The sequence below is a fragment of the Streptomyces sp. NPDC014870 genome, assembly GCF_043081505.1.
In the GTDB taxonomy this organism is placed as follows: domain Bacteria; phylum Actinomycetota; class Actinomycetes; order Streptomycetales; family Streptomycetaceae; genus Streptomyces.
The window spans coordinates 161,922-177,257 of sequence record NZ_JBIBWQ010000015.1 but is presented as its reverse complement, the minus strand read 5'-3'; the positions used below and the strand labels follow the sequence as shown (position 1 = coordinate 177,257).

The following is a 15,336-nucleotide window of genomic DNA, read 5'->3' as shown; positions in this document are numbered from 1 at the left end:
CAAAGAAGACAGTGCCCTGGGATTATCTGGGCACTTAAGGGTGTTTTGCCCGTATATGGGAGGCGGCATGACAGAGACGGCGAGCGGTCCGGCACGAGGTTCCCGCGCCAAGGGAGCCAAGGCGACCAAGGGCCTGCGCATCGAGCGCATCCACACCACCCCGGGCGTGCATCCGTACGACGAGGTGATCTGGGAGCGTCGTGACGTCGTCATGACCAACTGGCGCGACGGCTCGGTCAACTTCGAGCAGCGCGGCGTCGAGTTCCCCGACTTCTGGTCGGTGAACGCGGTCAACATCGTCACCAGCAAGTACTTCCGCGGGGCCGTCGGCACCCCGCAGCGCGAGACCGGTCTCAAGCAGCTCATCGACCGGATCGTGAAGACCTACACCAAGGCCGGCGAGGAGTACGGCTACTTCGCCTCGCCCGCCGACGCTGAGATCTTCGAGCACGAGCTGGCCTACGCCCTCCTGCACCAGATCTTCAGCTTCAACTCGCCGGTGTGGTTCAACGTCGGCACGCCGCAGCCCCAGCAGGTCTCCGCCTGCTTCATCCTGGCCGTCGACGACTCCATGGAGTCGATCCTCGACTGGTACAAGGAAGAGGGCATGATCTTCAAGGGCGGCTCCGGCGCCGGCCTGAACCTCTCCCGCATCCGCTCCTCCAAGGAGCTGCTCTCCTCCGGCGGCAACGCCTCCGGCCCGGTCTCCTTCATGCGGGGCGCCGACGCCTCCGCAGGAACGATCAAGTCGGGCGGCGCCACCCGCCGCGCGGCCAAGATGGTCATCCTCGACGTCGACCACCCCGACATCGAGGACTTCATCGAGACCAAGGTCAAGGAGGAGGAGAAGATCCGCGCCCTCCGCGACGCGGGCTTCGACATGGACCTGGGCGGCGACGACATCACGTCCGTCCAGTACCAGAACGCCAACAACTCGGTCCGTGTGAACGACGAGTTCATGAAGGCCGTCGAGAACGGCGGGAAGTTCGGCCTGCGCGCCCGTATGACCGGTGAGGTCATCGAGGAGGTCGACGCCAAGTCGCTGTTCCGCAAGATGGCCGAGGCCGCGTGGGCCTGCGCCGACCCGGGCATCCAGTACGACGACACCATCAACCGCTGGCACACCTGCCCCGAGTCCGGCCGGATCAACGGCTCGAACCCGTGCAGCGAGTACATGCACCTGGACAACACGTCCTGCAACCTCGCCTCGCTGAACCTGATGAAGTTCCTCAAGGACGACGGCAAGGGCAACCAGTCGTTCGACGTCGAGCGCTTCGCCAAGGTCGTCGAGCTCGTCATCACGGCGATGGACATCTCCATCTGCTTCGCCGACTTCCCCACCCAGAAGATCGGCGAGAACACCCGCGCCTTCCGCCAGCTGGGCATCGGCTACGCCAACCTCGGCGCCCTGCTCATGGCGACCGGCCACGCGTACGACTCCGACGGCGGCCGCGCCCTGGCCGGTGCCATCACCTCGCTGATGACCGGCACCTCGTACAAGCGCTCGGCCGAGCTCGCCGCGGTCGTCGGCGCGTACGACGGCTACGCCCGCAACGCCGAGCCGCACCAGCGCGTCATGAAGCAGCACGCCGACGCCAACACGACGGCCGTCCGCATGGACGACCTCGACTCGCCGATCTGGGCCGCCGCCACGGAGGCCTGGCAGGACGTGCTCCGCCTCGGCGCCAAGAACGGCTTCCGCAACGCCCAGGCGTCGGTCATCGCCCCGACCGGCACCATCGGTCTCGCGATGTCCTGCGACACCACCGGTCTCGAGCCCGACCTCGCCCTGGTCAAGTTCAAGAAGCTGGTCGGCGGCGGCTCGATGCAGATCGTGAACGGCACCGTCCCGCAGGCCCTGCGCCGCCTGGGTTACCAGGAGGAGCAGATCGAGGCGATCGTCGCCCACATCGCCGAGCACGGCAACGTGATCGACGCCCCCGGCCTGAAGGCCGAGCACTACGAGGTCTTCGACTGCGCGATGGGCGAGCGTTCCATCTCCGCGATGGGCCACGTCCGCATGATGGCCGCCATCCAGCCGTGGATCTCCGGTGCCCTCTCCAAGACCGTGAACCTGCCGGAGACGGCCACGGTCGAGGACGTCGAGGAGGTCTACTTCGAGGCCTGGAAGATGGGCGTCAAGGCGCTCGCGATCTACCGCGACAACTGCAAGGTCGGTCAGCCCCTCTCCGCCAAGAAGAAGGAGGAGGAGAAGGCCGAGGTCACCGCGAAGTCCGAGGCGACGATCCGCGAGGCCGTCGAGAAGGTCGTCGAGTACCGCCCGGTCCGCAAGCGCCTTCCCAAGGGCCGCCCGGGGATCACCACCTCCTTCACGGTCGGTGGCGCCGAGGGCTACATGACCGCCAACTCCTACCCGGACGACGGTCTCGGTGAGGTGTTCCTCAAGATGTCGAAGCAGGGTTCGACGCTCGCCGGCATGATGGACGCCTTCTCCATCGCCGTCTCCGTCGGTCTGCAGTACGGCGTCCCGCTCGAGACGTACGTCTCGAAGTTCACGAACATGCGCTTCGAGCCGGCCGGCATGACGGACGACCCGGACGTGCGGATGGCGCAGTCGATCGTCGACTACATCTTCCGCCGCCTGGCGCTGGACTTCCTGCCCTTCGAGACCCGCTCCGCGCTCGGCATCCACTCGGCCGAGGAGCGTCAGCGTCACCTGGAGACGGGCTCCTACGAGCCCGCCGACGACGAGGTGGACGTCGAGGGCCTGGCCCAGTCCGCCCCGCGCCAGACGGAGACCCTGAAGGCCGTCTCGACCCCGCCCAAGGTGGAGGTGCCGGCCCCGAAGCAGGCGCACACCTCGGCGGAGCTCGTCGAGATGCAGCTGGGGATCAGCGCGGACGCCCCGCTCTGCTTCTCGTGCGGCACGAAGATGCAGCGGGCGGGCTCCTGCTACATCTGCGAGGGCTGCGGCTCGACGAGCGGCTGCAGCTGAGCCGTCGGCTGAGCGGTGATTGAGGAAGGGGACCGGCCTGGGGCCGGTCCCCTTCCTCGGCTTTCCCCGTTGTCCTCGGTCAGGCGTCCTTGGCGCCCATCACCGCTGTGAAGGCCCGCGGGTCCGTGTCGAACCCGCGGAGCGCGGAGCGGCAGGACCAGCCCTCGGATCCGTCGCGCGTGAACTCCACGACCGTCGCCGCAGTGGCTCCGGCGACGTCCTCGAATCCGTGGACGACGAGCTCGGTGTAGCCCTCGGCGACCCGCACACCGGTGTTGACGACATCGCCGAACGTCAGCCTTCCGGAACCCTGCTGTATGGCCACTCCCACCACCACGCGCGCGTAGTGCGGCGCGAGCCGGTTCAGCTCCAGGGTCATGGCCTCGTCGTAGCCGAAGCCCTGGCCGGTACGGCTGTCCCTGCTCAGCGTGATCGTGCCGTCGGGGGAGCGGCTGTCGAAGTGCACCAGGTAGGCGGGCGCACCGTACGGATCGTCCGCCGTGTAGACCCCCGCGATGATGTCCAGATCGTGCGCCGAGGCGCCGATCGGACTGGGGTCCCACTTGAGCGTCACCTCGACCTTGCCGACCCCCTTGTTGAGTCCGCTCACCGTGAATTCCCTCTCTGCGTACGACTGGTACCGCGGGCCCGGTCAACTGCCCATGGTCTTGGACCGGTTGTTCATGGTGTCATGCGCACTCACCGCGAGAACGGGGTGGCGGAGGGTGAATGCCCCGTACGATGGCGCCGTGCTGGTCAAGTGGATTCGCTGCACCGTGGTGGACCGTCGCGGGTTCGAGCGGGGGCAGCGGAAATGGGCGGGGCTGCTGGGTGAGCCGGGATTCCGGGGCCAGGGCGGAGGATGGAGCCGGGCACGGCCCGGTGTCGCCCATGTCTTCTCGTTCTGGGAGAGCCGCGCCTTCTACGACTCGTTCATGGCGCGTTCGCACGACCGGCTCGCGGCCGCGCAGTCGGGTTCGTTCAAGGACCTTCAGGTCAAACTCTTCGACCACCGCTTCGACGTGAAGACCGGCTTCGAGCCCAGGTTCACGGATGCCGACGTGGCGCGGGTGGCGCACTGCCGGGTCCACGAGGAGCGGGCCGAGCACTTCGCGCTGATGCAGGAGAAGGTGTGGAACCCGGCGATGGCCGGTTCCCCCGGGATGCTCCGTGGGGTGTTCGGGGAGGCGCCGGGCAACGAGTTCGTGGTGCTCTCGATGTGGAAGTCCGCCGCGGAGCACGGCAAGTACCGCGTGGAGCGCGTCGAGCGGCTCGGGCTGCGGGCCCAGACAGAGGCCGACGTCGCGGCTCTGACCGGGGACGTGGTGCAGCTCGAGCCGTCCTGGACGGTCTGATCACCCCTCGTCGGGCTCGGCGCTGCCGCCCGGGTGGGCCGGTGGTACGAACACCCCGGCCGCGACCGCGGCCAGAGTCGCCCGGGCCGACTGGTCGGCCAGCTCGGTGTCGAGCGGCTCGCGCGTGACGAACAGGCGCAGGAACAGGGGGGCGGAGACGGCGCGCACGACCGCGCCCGCGTCGGTGCCTTCGGGCGCCTCGCCCCGGGCGAGGGCCCGGGCGACGACCGCCTCGCAGCGACTGAAGCGCTCGGTGTAGAAGGCGCGCAGCGCCTCCGCGGCGCGCTCCGACTGGAAGGCGGCGCCGACGAAGGCGGTCGGCGCCGCCGAGAGCGCGGGGTCGGAGAAGGAGTCGACCACCTCGCGGGCCAGTGCCCGCAGGTCGCCGCTCAGACTGCCGGTGTCCGGAGCGGTCCAGGTGTCCTCGCCCGCCAGGTCGAGCGCGTCCGCGACGAGCCCTTCGAGGCTGCCCCAGCGCCGGTAGAGCGTCGTCTTGTGGACACCCGAGTGCTCGGCCACGTACTCCACGGTCAGGGCCGGATAGCCGTGCTCGGCCAGACCCGTGAGAACGGCGTCGCGCACGGCGGCTCGGGTGCGCGCGGTACGGCCGCCGGGGCGGCGGCTGCCGGGCGGTGGCAGCTGGTCGCCTTCGATCGACTTGTTCAATTGCTACTCCCGTTGCGTTAGTCAGTAGAGTCTGTCATAGTCTTCGTAACGCCACAGTCGTTGCATTTAGCTCGGTGGTGGCGGTTGTGTCCTGTCGGCCCGACCCTTGCTGGAGGCGCCCTTGCCTACACAGATCTCTCTCCATGACGTGACCGTTTCCCGTGGCGACCGGCTGCTGCTCGACCGGATCTCGCTCACCGTGCGCCCCGGTGAGCGCATCGGGATCGTGGGTGAGAACGGGGCGGGAAAGTCCACCCTGCTCCGCCTGCTCGCCGGACTCGACGCCCCCGACGAAGGGGAGGCGGTGACCTTCGCCGAAGGCGGCACGGGCATGCTCGCGCAGACCCCGCGCCTGTCGGCCCACCACACCGTGGCCGACGCGATCGACGACTCGCTGGCCGAGCTCAGAGACATGGAACGGCGGTTGCGGGCGACCGAAGCCGCGCTGGTCACGGCCGGAGCGGCCGAGCTGGACGCGTACGGAGAGCTGCTCACGACGTACGAACTGCGCGGCGGCTACGAAGCGGACGCCCGGGTGGACAAGGCCATGCACGGACTCGGACTGGCCTCCGTGGACCGTGAGCGCCCGCTCGGCAGCCTGTCAGGCGGTGAGCAGGCCCGGCTCGGCATCGCCTGCGCGGTCGCCGCCGCGCCCGAGGTGCTGCTGCTGGACGAACCGACCAACCACCTCGACGAACGGGCCCTGGACTGGCTGGAGGAGGCCTTGCTCGCCCACCGGGGCACGGTCGTGGCCGTCTCCCACGACCGGGTCTTCCTGGAACGCGTCGCCACCTCCGTCCTGGAGGTCGACGCCGACCGTCGCACGATCGTCCGGTACGGCGACGGCTACGCGGGCTTCCGGGCCGAGCAGGCCGCCGCCCGCCGGCGCTGGGAGCAGGCGTACGAGGACTGGCGCGCAGAGACCTCCCGACTGGAGGCGTACGCCACGACCACCGCGCACGGAGTCGCGATGGGGCGTTCGATCAAGGACAACAACAAGATGGCGTACGACCGTGCGGGAGGCCGCGTGCAGGCCTCCGTCTCCGGGCGCGTCCGCAACGCCCAGGAGCGGCTGCGCCGGCTTCGGGCCGACCCGGTCGCCAAGCCGCCGCTGCCTCTCGCCTTCGCCGCGCGACCGGTCGCCGGGGGCGCGGACGGCGAGCTCGTGAGCCTGACCGGAGTGCGCGTGGCGGACCGGCTGGCCGTCGACCGGCTGACGGTCGCAGCGGGGGAGAAGCTCCTGATCCACGGAGACAACGGCGCGGGCAAGTCGACGCTGCTCCGTGTCATGGCCGGCCTGACCGAACCGGACGCGGGGGAGGTCCGCCGCAGCGGACGGATCGGCTTCCTCGCCCAGGAGATACCCGCACACCGGCCCGCGGAGCGACTCCTCGCCGCCTTCGGCCGGGGACTGGCCCTCACCGAGGACGAGCAGGCCGAACTCCTCCTGTCGTACGGCATGTTCCGGCCGAGCGATCTCCAGGTGCCCGTGGGAAGCCTCTCCGCCGGGCAGCGCCGCAGGCTCGCGCTCGCCCGCCTGCTGGCCCGGCCGGTCGACCTGCTGCTGCTCGACGAACCCGCCAACCATCTGGCCCTCGGTCTCGTCGAGGAGTTGGAGGCGGCCCTCGACCAGTGGGACGGAGCCCTGGTCGTGGTCTCCCACGACCGACGGCTGCGCCGGCGGTTCACCGGCCGCATACGCCGGATGGACGCCGGACGCCTACCCGGCTGAGCCGGCGCACACAGGGCGATCTAGGGTCGTGGCATGGCACGACCGCGACGCATCGTCCTCGTACGGCACGGAGAGTCCGAAGGCAACGCCGACGACACGGTGTACGAGCGGGAGCCCGATCACGCGCTCAGGCTCACCGAGACCGGGCTGCGGCAGGCCCGGGAAACAGGGGAGCGGCTGCGGGACCTCTTCGGGGAGGAGCAGGTCAGCGTGTACGTCTCCCCGTACCGCCGCACGCACGAGACGTTGCGGGAGTTCCGGCTCGACCCCGAGCGGGTCCGGGTGCGGGAGGAGCCGCGGCTTCGGGAGCAGGACTGGGGGAACTGGCAGGACAGGGAGGACGTACGCCTGCAGAAGGCGTACCGGGACGCGTACGGACACTTCTTCTACCGCTTCGCACAGGGCGAGTCGGGGGCCGACGTGTACGACAGGGTCGGGGCGTTCCTGGAGAGCCTGTACCGCAGCTTCGAGGCGCCCGACCACCCGCCCAACGTCCTGCTGGTGACCCACGGACTGACCATGCGGCTGTTCTGCATGCGGTGGTTCCACTGGAGCGTCGCCGAGTTCGAGTCGCTCTCCAACCCGGGCAACGGCGAGACCCGGACGTTGCTGCTGGGCGAAGACGGCAGATACACCCTGGACCGGCCGTTCGAGCGCTGGCGTACCCCGGAACCGTACGGCCACACCGGATAGAGTGGTGAAGCGATGACCGCTGACTCCACTCTCGACCGGCGCTTCGAACGCGCCCTGGCCAGCCTTCGAGGGCTGGCCGTGGGAGACGCCCTGGGCTCCCAGTTCTTCGTTCCCGTCAACTATCCGCTGCTCAAGCGACGCGAGCTGCCCGAGGGCACCTGGCAGTGGACCGACGACACCGAGATGGCCGGCTCCGTCCTGGCCGTGCTCGTCCGGCACGGGCGGATCGACCAGGACGCACTCGCGCACTCGTTCGCCGAGCGCCACGACTTCGACCGGGGCTACGGCCCCGCCGTCAACAGGATGCTCCGGCTCATCAGGGAGGGCGGCGACTGGCGTGAACTCGCCGCCGCGCTCTTCAACGGGCAGGGCTCGTGGGGCAACGGTGCGGCGATGCGGATCGCGCCGCTCGGCGCCTGGTACGCGGACGACCCGGAGCAGGCGACACACCAGGCCGAGATCTCGGCGTACACCACGCACCAGCACCGTGAGGCCGTCGTCGGTGCCATGGCCGTGGCCGCGGCGGCGGCACTCACCGCGGATCCGGCGGGCCCGCCCACGCCCACGGACCTCTTGGACGGAGTGATCGCCCTCGTTCCGCGCAGCGCGGTCGGGGCGGGGCTGCGCCGGGCCCGCGACATGCTCGACTACGGCGACGCCGGAACGGTCGCGGCGGTCCTGGGCAGTGGGCGCCGCACCAGCGCCCATGACACCGTGCCGTTCGCGCTCTGGTCGGCGGCCCGTGCCCTCGGCGACTACGAGCAGGTGTTCTGGACGACCGCCCAGGTTGGCGGTGACGTCGACACCACCTGCGCGATCGCCGGCGGTGTCGTGGCCTCCGGTGTGGCCGGTGCGCCGCCGGCGGCATGGCTGGAGCGCACGGAAGAGCTGCCGGACTGGGTGCCGTCCGCTGCCCGCCCCTGAACCCGCCCCTCCCCGCGGTCAGGAAGGGCCGCCTTCTACCCCGGAACCGGTCGAACGAGTGTCACGGTCCTGACACAGCGTCGTTCGGCCGGGTCCGAACGGCCGGACCGCCATTAGAGTCGGCCACTCCGCAGCGCTGATCATGCCGAGAGCGCGTCGACGCGACACCCGGACCGCAGCCCTCCGCCACCGAGGCACCGCATGCGAGCCGGGTCGGGAGGGGGTCCCGTGACCGACATACCGTCCGATCCACCGCCGAAGGACGGAACTCAGCCCGTCAGCGAGCCCGCGCCCGAGGCGGCCGTGCCCCCTGGGTCCGGTGCGCCCGTGCCTTCTGGCCCTGTCGTCCCCGTGGCCGCCGGTCCCGTACCGCCCGGGGCGTACCCACCGCCGCACCAGCGGGCCGTGGCCGCCACGGGGTGGCCGGGTGGCCGGCCGCCGCACCCCTGGGCGCCGCCCGCGCCCCCGGGCGACAACTGGCTCACCCGGCTGCGCCCCGCCGCGCCGGTTCAGGTCACCGCCGCGACGCTCTGGGCAGTCCTGGGCACCGCCGTGCTGTGCGCCCTGCTCCTCGGCGAGGGAATCGGCCTGAACCTGATGATCGTGGCCGCCCCCGCGGTCCTCGCCGCTGCCTTCGCCGCGCGGGCGGCAGGTCGCCGACTACGCCCCTGGACGCTGGTCTGGGCGATCGGCGGTGGCGCTCTTCTCGCCGTCCCGGCCCTGCGGGACGCCGGGTGGCCGACGTTCCTCGCGATCGTCACCGTCCTCGGAGTGACGTCACTCGCCCTGCACGGCGGGCGGGGCTGGCCGAGCGTTCTCCTCGCCCCGCTCGGTCTGTTCGACTCCCTCGGTTCCGGAACCGGCTGGATCTGGCGCGGCGTACGGGACCGGGCGGACGGCTCCCGAGGGCGGTGGGGCCCCGTCGTGCGGACCGTCGGAGCGGCCGTCGCCCTGCTCGTGGTCTTCGGCGCGCTGTTCGCCGGCGCCGACGCGGCCTTCGCGGACCTGCTCGGTGCCCTGATGCCCGACATCTCGCTGGAGCAGGCGCCCTGGCGACTCTCCCTCTTCCTGCTCGGCCTCTTCGGTGCCATCGCCCTCGCCCGTACCGCCGCCGCGCCCCTGCGCTGGGACAAACTGACGATCCGCCCCGGCCGCGCCCGCGCACGACTGGAGTGGGCTCTTCCGCTCATCGTGCTCAACCTGCTCTTCGCCGCCTTCAACGCGGTCCAACTCGCCGTTCTCTTCGGCGGGTACGAGAAGGTCCTCGAAGAGACCGACCTGACCTTCTCCGAGTACGCCCGCCAGGGCTTCTGGCAGCTCCTGATGGCCACCCTGCTCACCCTCGTGGTGATCGGTCTCGCCCTGCGCTGGGCACCGCGGGCGGACGCGCGCGACCGCACGCTCGTCCGCGCCGTCCTCGGCATCCTCTGCGTCCTGACGCTGGTCGTGGTCGCCTCCGCGCTGCGCAGAATGGACCTGTACGTGGACGCGTACGGGCTCACGCGGCTGCGCATCTCCGTGGCGGCCATGGAGATCTGGCTGGGTCTGGTCATCCTGCTGATCATGGCCGCGGGGATCTTCGGCGCCCGTCTGCTGCCCCGTGCTGTGGCCGTCAGCGCGGCCGCGGGTGTCCTCGCCTTCGGCCTCGCCTCTCCCGACGCCCTGGTCGCCGAACGGAACGTCGAGCGGTTCAGCAGCTCCGAGAAGATCGACATTCCCTACCTCGCCGGGCTGTCGGCGGACGCCGTACCCGCCCTCGACCGGCTTCCCGAGCCACAGCGCTCCTGCGCCCTCCTGGACATCGAGGCGCGCCTGAGGGCCGATGACGGAGGCTGGTACGCCACCAGCTGGTCGGAGTCCAGGGCGCGCACGCTCCTGGCGGAGCGGGGCATCGACCGGACCCCGGCCGAGTGCGGAGCGTTGAGCGGTGTGGACGACTACGACCCGTACGAGAGAGGCGAGGGGACCGGCGACCCGTACGGCGCCCCCTGACGTTCGAGCCATCCGGACGGACGACACCCACGCAATCGGCGCTGCGCCGCGCGTACCCCGGTTCCTGCCCCGCTCTCGGGCGGCAGGGGCCGGGGCGTGTGCGTTCCGGTCGCCCGTGAACGATCAGATCAAGCCGTCGCAGACCGGCCTCGGAAGGCCCGTTCGGACATCCGAGGGGAATCCGGGTATCGCGGGCGGGGTCCACCGGCGTAACCTGTCTGGCGCCATGCCCTATGAACCACCTACACACACCGTCGAGCGCTCGCTCCGAGCCACCACCGGCGCCAAGATCGTCGCAGGGGTAGACGAGGTCGGACGCGGGGCATGGGCCGGTCCCGTCACGGTCTGCGCGGCCGTCACCGGTCTGCGTCGGCCCCCCGAGGGACTGACCGACTCCAAGCTGATCACCCCCAAGCGCCGTACCGCCCTGGCCGCGGAACTCGAGAAGTGGGTCACCGCCTACGCCCTCGGCCATGCCTCCCCCGAGGAGATCGACGAGCTGGGCATGACCGCCGCGCTGCGGCTGGCCGCCGTGCGCGCGCTGGAGGCCCTGCCCGTCCGCCCCGACGCGGTGATACTCGACGGGAAGCACGACTACCTCGGCAGTCCCTGGAAGGTCCGTACGGTGATCAAGGGCGACCAGTCCTGTATCGCCGTTGCCGCGGCCTCGGTCATCGCCAAGGTCCGGCGTGACGCGATGATGGCCGAGCTGGAGGGCGAGTCGGAGGGGTGCGCGGGGTACGGCTTCGGCGCCAACGCCGGCTACCCCTCGCCGGTCCACAAGGCCGCCCTGGAAGAACGCGGGCCGACGGCTTTCCACCGGCTCTCCTGGTCGTATCTCGACGCGCTGCCCCAGTGGCGGCATCTCAAGAAGGTCCGCATCTCCGCCGAGGCGGTCGCCCTGGAGAGCGGGGGCCAGCTCGGCTTCGATTTCTGAACTTCCCGGCAGGCTACGGCCGGCAGCCGGGTCGCACGATTGTGCCCACCCGCCGGAGCCCCGCGCACCGGCGTTTGATAGACATCCACCCATGCCTCTCATCCCCGAGGAGCCTCAGATTCACGAGAGTGCCCAGGGTCCCCGCGGCACGGCCGCAGGCCACCCCGCGCCGACCCCCCGTCCCGTACCCGGTCCGCGTTCCGCGGCCTCGCCGCGTCCCGGCCGTCCCGGCCCCGGACCGGCCAGGCCCGGACCGCCGGTGCCCCGCCCGCACGCCGCGGCCGCGCAGGCGCCGTCGGCTCGCGCGGAGAATCGTTCCGAGCAGCGGACCGGCCCGCAGATCCAGCTGATCCCGGCCCCGGTCGACGGCGCGATCGACGCCGCCGAAGAGGCAGTCGATCTGCTCCTCGAGACCGGCCGCGCCCCCGGCGACGTCCTCGTTCTCACCACTGGTGAGCAGCACCCGTGGGCGGCGCACGAGCTGTCCTTCGGGGAGACCGCCTACTGGGCCCTGCAAGACGCCGGCGACGACGTGTTCTTCGCCGGCGCCGACGCCGTGGAGCGGGCAGCCGCCCGGCCCGTGGTCGTGGTGGCGCTCAACGGTGGCACCGAGGAGGCGGTCGCCAAGGCGCTGCCCCTGGCGATGGGGCGCGCGAGCGCGCTGCTCATCGTCTGCGGCGACCCGCAGCGCATCAACGCCGTGCTCGGCGCGGGTGTCTGACGTCTGAGCGGACCGTTTCCCGTGGTCCCGACCCGGCTGCCCTTCGGGGCGGCCGGGCCTCGGCCACGCCCTGGCGGCTCCGCCTCGGAGCGGTCGGAGCTGTCGGAGCGGTCCGCCTCAGCGGGCCGCCGTCCTGCGCAGCGGTTCGGCCGCACCGCCGGCCGTACGGGGAGTCAGAAGACCGATCTCGGACGTGACATCGCCGAGCGGCGCGGGACGCGAACCCGAACCGGGGTACCGGCCGGCACGCCCCTCGCCCTGCACCTGCCAGCCGCCGCGCGTCAGGGTGATGTACGCGCCACAGCGCAGCCCGTGGAGCGTGCAGGCGTCCCGCAGACCCCACATCCAGGCCCCGTCCTCCTCCGTCCAGCGCTCGTCCCCGTCTCGGCAGTAGAGCAGCACCGCCGTCCGTACGGGTGTCCGGCGGCGCAGGTCGTGCGGGATGACGCGGCGCAGATGGGCGAGGAGCGCGTTGCGGAACTCCCAGCCGTCCGCCGGCACCGGACGGCGGGTGAACGAGGCGCTGGCGGCGAGCCGTTCCTCGTGGTCGAGCACGGCGACGACCGCCGTCGCCGGTGTCGGACGGTGGCGGGTGTGCAGCCCGCTGACGACCTCACGGGGGTTGCGGAGCAGCGGGATCTCGGCCGCCGCCCACTCCGCCGGCTCCAGCATCCGAGCGAGGCGGCTGGCGGACTCGGTCGACGAGGCGATCGAACTGGCTGCGGACGGAGCGAATCCGAAGGTCACGGTCCTCCCTTCGGATACGCGCCCGCTGGGCGGGCAGGGTCGAGTGAGGGCGCACCACGGCACAGTCCTTCCGGACCGCGTACGGGGCCATGCCGGGCGGTTTCCCAATTCTTGCTGGCCCGTGCGCGAGCGGCAACGAGCAATTGAGGCCGCTGACTGGAATGGGGCGGTATGCCACTCATATCCCTGCCCCGACACCCACTGTTCACTCGCTGTTTCACCCCTGGACGTCAGACATCAGGCGGAACGCGTCGGGGAGGCCTCGCTGACGCTCGGGCCGGGGACGGTTCGCGCGCGAGGCGTCGCTCTGGGTGAATTGGCCGATTGTCGGTGCCATCCGGTTGCATGGAGCCATGGACAACCTGGAGCTCCGTGCCGAAGCCGACACCATCCTCGCCGAGCTGGTGGGCGCCCCCCAAGGCTCCGCGCGGCTGCGCGAGGACCAGTGGCAGGCGGTGGCGGCCCTGGTGGAGGAGCGCCGCCGTGCGCTGGTCGTGCAGCGCACCGGCTGGGGCAAGTCGGCCGTGTACTTCGTCGCCACCGCCCTGTTGCGCCGCCGCGGGGCCGGTCCGACGGTGATCATCTCCCCGCTGCTCGCGCTGATGCGCAACCAGGTCGAGGCGGCGGAGCGGGCCGGGATCCGGGCGCACACCATCAACTCGGCCAACCCGGAGGAGTGGGACTCCATCTACGGGGAGGTGGAGCGGGGCGAGACCGATGTCCTTCTCGTGAGCCCGGAGCGGCTCAACTCCGTCGACTTCCGTGAGCAGGTGCTGCCGAAGCTCGCCGCCACGACCGGTCTGCTGGTCGTCGACGAGGCGCACTGCATCTCCGACTGGGGACACGACTTCCGCCCGGACTACCGCCGACTGCGGGCCATGCTCGGCGAACTTTCCCCGGGAGTGCCGGTACTCGCCACCACCGCGACGGCCAACGCGCGGGTCACCGCCGACGTGGCCGAGCAGCTGGGGACGGGCGCCGGTGAGGCCCTGGTGCTGCGTGGCTCCCTGGAGCGGGAGAGCCTGCGGCTCGGAGTCGTCCCGTTGCCGGACGCCGCCCATCGCCTGGCGTGGCTGGCCGAGCATCTGGACGAGCTGCCGGGCTCCGGGATCATCTACACCCTGACCGTGGCCGCGGCTGAGGAGGCCACGGCCTTTCTGCGGCAGCGCGGCTTCACGGTGGACTCCTACACCGGCCGCACGGAGAACGCCGACCGTCTGCAGGCCGAGGCCGATCTGCAGCAGAACCGGGTGAAGGCGCTGGTGGCGACCTCAGCGCTGGGCATGGGCTTCGACAAGCCCGATCTCGGTTTCGTCATCCACCTCGGCTCGCCCTCCTCGCCGATCGCCTACTACCAGCAGGTGGGCCGTGCCGGACGCGGCGTGGAGCACGCGGAGGTGCTGATGCTGCCGGGCAAGGAGGACGAGGCGATCTGGCGTTACTTCGCCGACACCGCGTTTCCTCCCGAGGCCCAGGTCCGTCAGACGCTCACGGCCCTCGCGGACGCGGGACGGCCGCTGTCCGTGCCGGCGCTGGAGGCGGCGGTCGATCTGCGGCGCACCCGGCTGGAGACGATGCTCAAGGTCCTCGACGTGGACGGGGCCGTGAAGCGGGTGAAGGGCGGCTGGGAGAGCACGGGGCAGTCGTGGGTGTACGACACGGAGCGGTACGCGTGGGTGGCGCGGCAGCGCAAGGCCGAGCAGCAGGCCATGCGCGACTACGTGAGCACGACGCAGTGCCGGATGGAGTTCCTCCGCCGCCAGCTGGACGATGAGGGCGCGGAGCCGTGCGGCCGGTGCGACAACTGCGCCGGAGCCTGGATCGGCGCGTCCGTCTCGGCCGAGGCGCTGACGGGCGCCGCCCGAGAGCTGGACCGCCCGGGTGTGGAAGTCGAGCCGCGCCGGATGTGGCCGACCGGCATGCCCGCCCTGGGCGTCGATCTCAAGGGGCGAATCCCCGCTGGTGAGCAGGGCTCCACCGGGCGCGCGCTCGGCCGGCTCTCGGACATCGGCTGGGGCAACCGACTGCGCCCCCTGCTGGCCGAGAACGCCCCCGACGGTTCGGTCCCCGACGACGTCCTGAAGGCGGCGGTGGCCGTCCTCGCCGACTGGGCACGTTCTCCGGGCGGGTGGGCTCCGAATGTCGCGGACGCCTCGGCCCGGCCGGTGGGCGTGGTCGCCGTACCGTCGCTGCGCCGACCGCAGCTCGTCGGTTCCCTCGCGCAAGGCATCGCGTCCATCGGTCGCCTTCCCTGCCTCGGCAGCTTGACGTACACCGGACCGCACGGCGCGGAAGCGGCACGCCGGAGCAACTCCGCGCAGCGCCTCAAGGGCCTGTTCGGTGCCTTCACCGTCTCGGACAAGCTGGCCGCCGCAGTGGCAGAAGCCGCAGGACCCGTCCTGCTGGTGGACGACTGCACCGACTCCGGCTGGACTCTTGCCGTCGCGACCCGTCAGCTCCGCCGCGCCGGCAGCGGGCCTGTCCTCCCTCTGGTTCTCGCGGCTTCGGGGTGAGTTCGGGCACTCCGTCACCTGTCATTCCTCCATGCAAGCCGATGCCTCGGACATCGCGCCACCGAGGCGCCGGAGCTGTGGATAACTCCCCGGACGGTCC

12 protein-coding genes are annotated in these 15,336 nt (G+C 71.2%); 9 read left to right on the top strand and 3 right to left on the bottom strand.

Annotated features, from left to right (window positions below):
* Positions 1–67 precede the first annotated feature (67 nt).
* A complete protein-coding gene (locus tag ACF09C_RS35555) occupies positions 68–2,956 on the top strand; it encodes a vitamin B12-dependent ribonucleotide reductase (protein WP_392097566.1) in 2,889 nt (962 codons plus the stop codon).
* Positions 2,957–3,035: 79 nt separating this feature from the next.
* Here the strand turns inward: ACF09C_RS35555 and ACF09C_RS35550 are convergent, their stop codons facing one another.
* On the bottom strand, positions 3,036–3,566 hold the full coding sequence (locus tag ACF09C_RS35550) for a TerD family protein (protein WP_392097564.1): 531 nt from the start codon (positions 3,564–3,566) through the stop codon (positions 3,036–3,038).
* Positions 3,567–3,705: 139 nt separating this feature from the next.
* Here ACF09C_RS35550 and ACF09C_RS35545 point away from each other — a divergent pair, with 139 nt between their 5' ends.
* On the top strand, positions 3,706–4,311 hold the full coding sequence (locus tag ACF09C_RS35545; RefSeq protein WP_392097562.1) for a YdbC family protein: 606 nt from the start codon (positions 3,706–3,708) through the stop codon (positions 4,309–4,311).
* On the opposite strand, the gene ACF09C_RS35540 is transcribed toward ACF09C_RS35545, so the two are convergent.
* On the bottom strand, positions 4,312–4,977 hold the full coding sequence (locus ACF09C_RS35540; RefSeq protein ID WP_392097560.1) for a TetR/AcrR family transcriptional regulator: 666 nt from the start codon (positions 4,975–4,977) through the stop codon (positions 4,312–4,314).
* Between the two features lie 121 nt (positions 4,978–5,098).
* Between ACF09C_RS35540 and abc-f the strand changes: the two genes are divergently transcribed.
* The 6 genes from abc-f to ACF09C_RS35510 all read left to right on the top strand — a co-directional run bounded on the left by abc-f (position 5,099) and on the right by ACF09C_RS35510 (position 11,976).
* Positions 5,099–6,709, top strand: a complete 1,611-nt coding sequence (abc-f, locus tag ACF09C_RS35535; RefSeq protein ID WP_392097558.1) for a ribosomal protection-like ABC-F family protein — start codon at positions 5,099–5,101, stop codon at positions 6,707–6,709.
* A gap of 33 nt (positions 6,710–6,742) precedes the next feature.
* Positions 6,743–7,402 carry a histidine phosphatase family protein gene (locus ACF09C_RS35530; protein WP_392097557.1) on the top strand — a complete coding sequence of 220 codons (660 nt, stop codon included), beginning with the start codon at positions 6,743–6,745 and terminating at the stop codon, positions 7,400–7,402.
* A gap of 12 nt (positions 7,403–7,414) precedes the next feature.
* A complete protein-coding gene (locus tag ACF09C_RS35525; protein ID WP_392097555.1) occupies positions 7,415–8,326 on the top strand; it encodes an ADP-ribosylglycohydrolase family protein in 912 nt (303 codons plus the stop codon).
* Between the two features lie 201 nt (positions 8,327–8,527).
* Positions 8,528–10,318, top strand: a complete 1,791-nt coding sequence (locus tag ACF09C_RS35520; protein ID WP_392097554.1) for a DUF4153 domain-containing protein — start codon at positions 8,528–8,530, stop codon at positions 10,316–10,318.
* Positions 10,319–10,544: 226 nt separating this feature from the next.
* Complete coding sequence (locus tag ACF09C_RS35515) at positions 10,545–11,255, top strand: ribonuclease HII (RefSeq protein ID WP_392097553.1); 711 nt, start codon at positions 10,545–10,547, stop codon at positions 11,253–11,255.
* Between the two features lie 91 nt (positions 11,256–11,346).
* The gene (locus ACF09C_RS35510) at positions 11,347–11,976 is read left to right on the top strand and encodes a hypothetical protein (protein ID WP_392097552.1); all 630 of its coding nucleotides are present in this window, start codon (positions 11,347–11,349) and stop codon (positions 11,974–11,976) included.
* A gap of 117 nt (positions 11,977–12,093) precedes the next feature.
* Here ACF09C_RS35510 and ACF09C_RS35505 read toward each other — a convergent pair whose 3' ends face one another.
* A complete protein-coding gene (locus ACF09C_RS35505; protein WP_392097550.1) occupies positions 12,094–12,723 on the bottom strand; it encodes a hypothetical protein in 630 nt (209 codons plus the stop codon).
* 353 nt (positions 12,724–13,076) lie between these two features.
* On the opposite strand from ACF09C_RS35505, the gene ACF09C_RS35500 reads away from it, so the two are divergent.
* Positions 13,077–15,236, top strand: a complete 2,160-nt coding sequence (locus tag ACF09C_RS35500; RefSeq protein WP_392097548.1) for a RecQ family ATP-dependent DNA helicase — start codon at positions 13,077–13,079, stop codon at positions 15,234–15,236.
* Positions 15,237–15,336: the final 100 nt, after the last annotated feature.

Excerpts from the sequence above, each read along its gene's own strand:
- ACF09C_RS35555 (WP_392097566.1), top strand. The coding sequence starts at position 68 with ATGACAGAGACGGCGAGCGGTCCGGCACGAGGTTCCCGCGCCAAGGGA.
- ACF09C_RS35530 (WP_392097557.1), top strand. The coding sequence starts at position 6,743 with ATGGCACGACCGCGACGCATCGTCCTCGTACGGCACGGAGAGTCCGAA.
- ACF09C_RS35525 (WP_392097555.1), top strand. The coding sequence starts at position 7,415 with ATGACCGCTGACTCCACTCTCGACCGGCGCTTCGAACGCGCCCTGGCC.
- ACF09C_RS35520 (WP_392097554.1), top strand. The coding sequence starts at position 8,528 with ATGCGAGCCGGGTCGGGAGGGGGTCCCGTGACCGACATACCGTCCGAT.
- ACF09C_RS35515 (WP_392097553.1), top strand. The coding sequence starts at position 10,545 with ATGCCCTATGAACCACCTACACACACCGTCGAGCGCTCGCTCCGAGCC.
- ACF09C_RS35510 (WP_392097552.1), top strand. The coding sequence starts at position 11,347 with ATGCCTCTCATCCCCGAGGAGCCTCAGATTCACGAGAGTGCCCAGGGT.
- ACF09C_RS35500 (WP_392097548.1), top strand. The coding sequence starts at position 13,077 with ATGGACAACCTGGAGCTCCGTGCCGAAGCCGACACCATCCTCGCCGAG.